Origin of the sequence: Streptomyces ureilyticus, from assembly GCF_011045025.1 — a bacterium.
Lineage (GTDB): Bacteria > Actinomycetota > Actinomycetes > Streptomycetales > Streptomycetaceae > Streptomyces > Streptomyces ureilyticus.
In genome coordinates this window covers 23,197-29,313 of sequence record NZ_JAAKZX010000121.1, presented here as the reverse complement: position 1 = coordinate 29,313, position 6,117 = coordinate 23,197, and the positions used below count along the sequence as shown (strand labels likewise).

The following is a 6,117-nucleotide window of genomic DNA, read 5'->3' as shown; positions in this document are numbered from 1 at the left end:
GCCCGGCGCCGGCCGCGGGCGGCGCCGGGCGGGGCCGGTGGGCGGCGGCGAAGGGGAGGTCCACGGTGACGGTGGTGCCCTGGCCGAGCCGGCTGTCCACGCCGACGGTGCCGCCGTGCGCTTCCACCAGGTCCTTCACCAGCACCAGGCCGAGGCCGCTGCCCTCGTGGGAGCGGGAGCGGGCGCCGCGGACCCGATGGAAGCGCTCGAACAGGCGCGGCAGCTCGTCCGCGGGGATGCCGGTGCCGGTGTCGGTCACGGTCAGCCGGGCCCGGGCGCCGTCCGCGGCCATCTCCACCCGGGCGCCGCCGGTGAAGGTGAACTTCAGGGCGTTGCTGAGCAGGTTGAGGATGATCTTCTCCCACATCTCCCGGTCCAGGGGCACCGGCTTGGGCAGCGGCGGGCAGTCCACCTCCAGCGTCAGCCCGGCCGCCTCGAAGGCGGAGCGGAACACCCCGGCCAGCTCGGCCGTGGCACCGGCGAGGTCGACCGGTTCGAGGGCCGGGCGCATCTGCCCGGCCTCGGCCCTGGCGACGTCCAGGAGGGTGTTGACCTGCTTCAGCAGGCGCAGGGCGCCGCGCTCGGCCAGCTCCAGCTGCTCGCGCCTCTCGGGCCGGTCCTCGTCGGCCAGGGCCTGCTGGAGGGGTCCCAGGAGCAGGGTGAGCGGGGTGCGGAACTCGTGGCTCACGTTGGCGAAGAAGGTGGTCTTGGCCCGGTCCAGCTCGGCCAGCGCCTCCGCCCGTCGGCGCTGCTCTTCGTGCGCGAGCGCGGCCGACTCGTGCGCGAGCGCGGCCGACAGCGCCCCGGCCACGGCGGAGGCGAGTACTTCCAGGAAGTCGTGGTAGGTCCCGGCCGGGGGGAAGCAGGGGTTGAGGCCCACTACCAGGACGCCCTCCACCTGGCCCGCGCCGTACAGCGGCAGGGCCAGCGCCTCCTCGACCGGGATCCGGGTGGCCGCGGCATGCTGCCCGGCCGTACTGCCGCCGGTGATCGCGGCGGCCGGCAGCCTGGCCGGGGCACCGTCGGCGACCACCTGAGCCAGCCGGGCCGCCACCACCGACCCGTCGGCCGCACTCAGCGAGGCGGTCTCGGGCGCCGACCGGAGCCCGGTGGAGGCCGCCGGCCGCCGCATCCCCGGCTCGGAGGCCAGGTACAGGCCCAGAAACGGGATCTCCTCGGGGTAGGAGCCCGCCACCTCGGCGACCACGTGGGCGACCTCGCCCGGGGTGGGCAGCCCGGCCGTGCGCGTGCCGGTCTCGCTCAGCAGGCGCAGCCGGCGCTCGCCCAGTACCCGGCCGGTGGTCTCGGTGAGGATCTGCAGCACGCCGCCGGCGGTTCCGTCGTCCAGCAGCACGGGCTGGAAGGCGGAGTCGAAGTAGCACTGCTCCAAAAAGCCGTGGCGCTCCATGATGAGCAGCTCATTCGGGACCAGCAGGGGCTTGCGAGTGCCGGTCACATAGTGGAAGTGGGAGCTCACGGGGTGGGCCCAGACCTCGGGGAACACTTCCTTGTAGGGCCTGCCGAGCGCCCAGGGGTGTTTGGCACCGACAATGGGTGTGGAGCCCAGGTTGTACAGCGTGGCGAATTCAGCCCCCCAGTACAGAGCCATCGCATGCTCAGAGGTGAGCATGAGGCGCAGGGTGTCCACCAGGGGCCCCGGCCAGGAGACGGGGGGCCCGAGCGGCGTCGCCGCCCAGTCGATCCCTGCCAGAAGCTCGCCGAACGCGCCGCCCTCGGCGAACACCCGGGCCGCCGCGGTGCGCGGGTCATCGGGCCGGGTCATCGAGAAATTTCCTCCTGGCGCCTATGCGATCCGCCCGCGCCCTCCCAAGGCTGCCGACGGCCACTCGCTGCGGACCTCCCGGGTAGACCGGACGCCGAATCCGGGGATCCGACGGTTCTGGCTACACTTCTGCCCGAATTGTGAAATTAAAACAATTAAAAGGCTATTTGCCCAACAGTGTACGCCTGCAACCGCACGCCGACGGCGGTGATCATCGACTCGCAGTCCCTGCGGGCCTGCCGCCCGAGCGAGGCCGGACCCGGGCTCGCCGAGCGGGCGGGAATCACCGCTCCCCGCCCGCTGTTGCCTGCCAGAGCAGGCACCGCAGGAAGCCCCAAGGAGGCCGAACGTGTACGGCGACGCAGCTACGGTCCGCAAGATCCTCACCGAGCTCGGTGACACCTGGGCGGTCGTCGGGCTGTCGACGAACGAGCACCGGGCGGCCTACGGAGTCGCCGACGTCCTGAAGCGCTACGGCAAGCGCATCGTCCCCGTGCATCCGAAGGCCGAGACGGTCCATGGGGAGCAGGGATACGCGTCGCTGGCGGACATCCCCTTCGACGTGGACGTGGTCGATGTGTTCGTCAACAGCGACCTGGCCGGTCCCGTCGCCGACGAGGCCGTCGCCATCGGCGCCAAGGCCGTCTGGTTCCAGCTGGGCGTCATCGACGAGGCGGCGTCCGAACGGACCCGCGCGGCAGGGCTCGACATGGTCATGGACCGGTGCCCGGCCATCGAGATTCCGCGGCTCCGCTGAGTCCGGACACCCCCTCGGCCGAGTCCGGCCATCCCCCTCGGCTGAGTCCGGCGGGCTGTCGGCCCATTCTCAGCGGTTCTGGCGCGAGGTCACGGTGAACTGGGCCCCGTCGGGATCCCGGAGCACCGCCTCCGTCGGGGGCACCTCCGTGTGTGAGGTGCCGACCCGGACGACGGTGCCGCCGTGGGCCCGCGCGGCGGCGACGCAGGCCTCGACGTCGGGAACCGCGAAGTGGATCTGCCAGTGCGGCCGGATCGTGGGATCGGGCGCCGCCTCCACGGCGCCGGAGTGGATTCGGGCCACAACGCCGCCCTCACTGCGCAGGACGACCTCGTCCGCCTCGTAGTGGACCTCGCAGCAGCCTGGCTTCTTGGAGGCCCACTCGAGGACCTCGCCGTAGAACATGGCGGCGTCGAAGGCGTCGCGGGTGTGCAGTCGTACGAAGGCCGGGGCGGCCCGGCGCCAGGACTCCCAGCCGGAGATCAGCCGGCCCTCCCATATGCCGAAGACCGCTCCGTCGCGGTCCGCGAGGAGTGCGGCCCGGCCCGGCGGGAACGCGATCGGGCCGACCGCCGTCGTCCCGCCGCGTTCCTGCCCCCGGGCCACGGCCTCATCCGCGCTGGACACGGCGAAGTAGGGGGTCCAGGCGACGGCCATCTGCCACATGGACGCCACGGGCGCGATGCCCGCGACCGGCACCTCGTTGGCGTACGCGATGCGGAACCGGTCGCCCAGCGGGATCGACCGGAACTTCCAGCCGAAGACCGCGTGGTAGTAGTCCTCCGCGGCGGCTTCGTCGCGTGCCGTGAGGCTGACCCAGCACGGGGCGCCGAACACCGACTGACTGGTGATGACATCGTCTTGGACTGTGGTGTCGCGGTTCATGGCCGTTCCGTCCTGCGTTCCTGGCTTCCTGACCGTACTCAGCCGCCGGTGCCGAATCGCTCCCAGACGCGGTGCTCGCCCAGCAGCCGGGTGATCTGTTCCAGGGCGCCCGTGCCGCTCTGCGCGGACACGACGCCCGGCGCACCGGCCGGGATGCCCGCGGCATCGAGGGCGGTTTCGGCACCCGCCCAGCCGCCGATGGCCTTCCCGTGCCGGTAGGCCTCCGACAGCATCAGAAGCACCCGCGGATCCGTGGTTGCTTCCGTACCAGCATCCCCCGCCTTGGCGTCCCGCGCTCCGTAGGCGTCGGCGCCGGGTCCCGGAGCGCCCGCCAGCAGGACGGCGTCGTACTCCACCGACCGGGCCGTCGCGAAGGTGCGCTGCACCTGGACGGGCTCGCCCTCCGCGTCGAGCTTGCCGCCGGCCGGGGCGATCACCAGCGGGACCATGCCCGCGTCGAGGACGGCCCGGCGCACGGTGCGTACGCCGTCGAGATCCCCGCGCTCGTCGGTGACGATGCCGATGACGCGCCCGTCCAGCGGCCAGGTGTGGCCCAGCTGGGAGAGGGCGGGGCTGGGTTCGGCGTCGGTCAGGGGAACGGTGGCCTCGGGTGCGGGCAGGCCGAGACCGGTGGCGACCTGCTCGCACAGTTCGGGGTCGATGTTGGCGAGCACCTGGAGCCCGCGCTCCTTGACGGCCTGCTCGTAGCACTTGCCCAGCTCGAAGGTGTACGCCGCGATGATGTGCTCGCGCTCCACCGGGGACATGCTCCGCCAGAAGAGCCGGGGCTGGCTGAAGTGGTCCGAGAAGGAGGCGGGGGCCTCGCGTTGCTTCCTGCCCGTCGGCACCTCCACGGGCGTCTCGATGTACGCGCCGGTGTCGGCGCCCGCGAGGAACGGGCAGCCTCCGTCAAGGGAGTTGGGCCGGTAGGGCGCCGTTCCCGTGTGCACGGCCGTCTGGTGCATGCCGTCCCGGTGCATGTCGTTGACGGGGGCGTGGGTGCGGTTGACGGGGAGCTGCGCGAAGTTCGGCCCGCCCAGGCGGGAGATCTGGGTGTCCAAGTAGGAGAAGAGCCGGCCGGCCAGCAGTGGGTCGTCGGTGATGTCGATGCCGGGCACGAGGTGGCCGGGGTGGAAGGCGACCTGCTCGGTCTCGGCGAAGAAGTTCGACGGGTTGGCGTTCAGCGTCAGCAGGCCCACGGGCTGTACGGGTGCCAGTTCCTCCGGGACGATCTTCGTCGGGTCGAGCAGGTCGATGCCCTCGAAGGTCTGCTCGGCCGTGTCCGGGAAGGTCTGGATGCCCAGCTCCCACTCCGGGTAGGCACCCGCCTCGATGGCGTCGGCGAGGTCGCGGCGGTGGAAGTCCGGGTCCATGCCGTTGATCAGCTGCGCCTCCTCCCACACCAGGGAGTGCACGCCGAGCTTCGGCTTCCAGTGGAACTTGACCAGCGTGGTGGCGCCCTCGGCGTTGACCAGCCGGAAGGTGTGGACGCCGAAGCCCTCCATCGTGCGGAACGAGCGCGGGATGGCCCGGTCGGACATGTTCCACAGCGTGATGGGGGTCCCCCCGCTCGAGCGAAGCCGAGAGTGGGGGAGGGTGGCCTCGGTGTGCAGCGTGACGAAGTCCCAGAACGTGTCGTGGGCGCTCTGCGCCTGGGGGATCTCCCGGTCGGGGTGCGGCTTTCCGGCGTGGATGATGTCCGGGAACTTGACCGCGTCCTGGATGAAGAACACCGGGATGTTGTTCCCGACCAGATCGAACGTGCCCTCGCCGGTGTAGAACTTCGTCGCGAAGCCCCGGGTGTCGCGCACTGTGTCAGACGAGCCGCGCGAGCCGAGCACTGTGGAGAACCGTACGAACACCGGTGTCTCGGCCTCGCCGGTGAGGAAGGCCGCCTTGGTGACCTTCGCGGCGGTGCCATAGCTCCGGAAGCCACCGTGCGCGGCGGCGCCGCGCGCGTGCACGACCCGCTCGGGGATGCTCCCCCAGCTACCGCTGGGAGGTGCCCCCACGTGGTCGAAGTGGGTGATCTTCTCCCGCAGATGGTGGTCCTGCAGCAGAACGGGCCCGCGCTCACCGGCCTTCAGGGAGTGGTCGGTGTCGTAGAGCCTGGCTCCCTGGGCCGTCGTCCGATAGGCGTCACCCTGGGCGTGGGCGGACGGGTCGGCGCCAGTGCGTTGTCCGGTGGGGCTGACCGACTCGGGTGCGCTGTGGTCTGTTCTGGGCGGGAGGGGTGCGTGGGGTTCGGTCGGTTCGGCGACCGACGGCGTATGCGGTCCGGGCTTGCCGGGGACACCGTCCGCAGGGCCGTCTTCGCGCAGTACGTCGTCGGGCTTGTGCGGGTTCTTGTCGCTCATCGCACTTCCAACAGTCAGCCGGGGAGTGGTCTGCGCCGCCTGGGTACCCCCGACCGGCCCCCTGAACCAACCGGACCTCGGCAGACCCCGTGCCGCGCGGAGCGCTCAGTCCTCGCCCAGGACGATGTTGCTCTGCAGGTCCCCCGGCTCCTGCTCACCCCGCTCGTCCCGGCGGGCCCCGCGAGAGGCAGGGACAGCGCGCGTACCGTCTTCGGTCCCGCGCTCCGCGACCGCCGGCTCGACGCCGGCCTGCTCGATGTCTGCACCGGTGCCGATTTCCATGGGGGCACCTCCTACGTCATGTGCTGGTGACTGCGAGTACCCGGCGCGCGCGA

At 71.7% G+C, this 6,117-nt stretch carries 5 protein-coding genes; 1 reads left to right on the top strand and 4 read right to left on the bottom strand.

Features of this window, described 5'->3' with window-relative positions; all coding sequences use genetic code 11:
• Positions 1-1,783 (bottom strand): sensor histidine kinase (locus G6048_RS30420; protein WP_165342814.1); only part of this gene is annotated, 1,783 nt, incomplete at its 3' end.
• Positions 1,784-2,132: 349 nt separating this feature from the next.
• On the opposite strand from G6048_RS30420, the gene G6048_RS30415 reads away from it, so the two are divergent.
• Positions 2,133-2,540, top strand: a complete 408-nt coding sequence (locus tag G6048_RS30415) for a CoA-binding protein (RefSeq protein ID WP_165342813.1) — start codon at positions 2,133-2,135, stop codon at positions 2,538-2,540.
• Positions 2,541-2,609: 69 nt separating this feature from the next.
• Here the strand turns inward: G6048_RS30415 and G6048_RS30410 are convergent, their stop codons facing one another.
• From G6048_RS30410 to G6048_RS30400, 3 genes are all read right to left on the bottom strand, one after another.
• Positions 2,610-3,425 (bottom strand): VOC family protein, encoded by an 816-nt coding sequence (locus G6048_RS30410; RefSeq protein ID WP_165342812.1) that lies wholly within the window; start codon positions 3,423-3,425, stop codon positions 2,610-2,612.
• A gap of 38 nt (positions 3,426-3,463) precedes the next feature.
• Positions 3,464-5,782, bottom strand: coding sequence for a catalase (locus G6048_RS30405; protein ID WP_165342811.1), 2,319 nt, complete (start codon positions 5,780-5,782; stop codon positions 3,464-3,466).
• Between the two features lie 105 nt (positions 5,783-5,887).
• The gene (locus G6048_RS30400; RefSeq protein WP_165342810.1) at positions 5,888-6,064 is read right to left on the bottom strand and encodes a hypothetical protein; all 177 of its coding nucleotides are present in this window, start codon (positions 6,062-6,064) and stop codon (positions 5,888-5,890) included.
• Positions 6,065-6,117 lie beyond the last annotated feature (53 nt).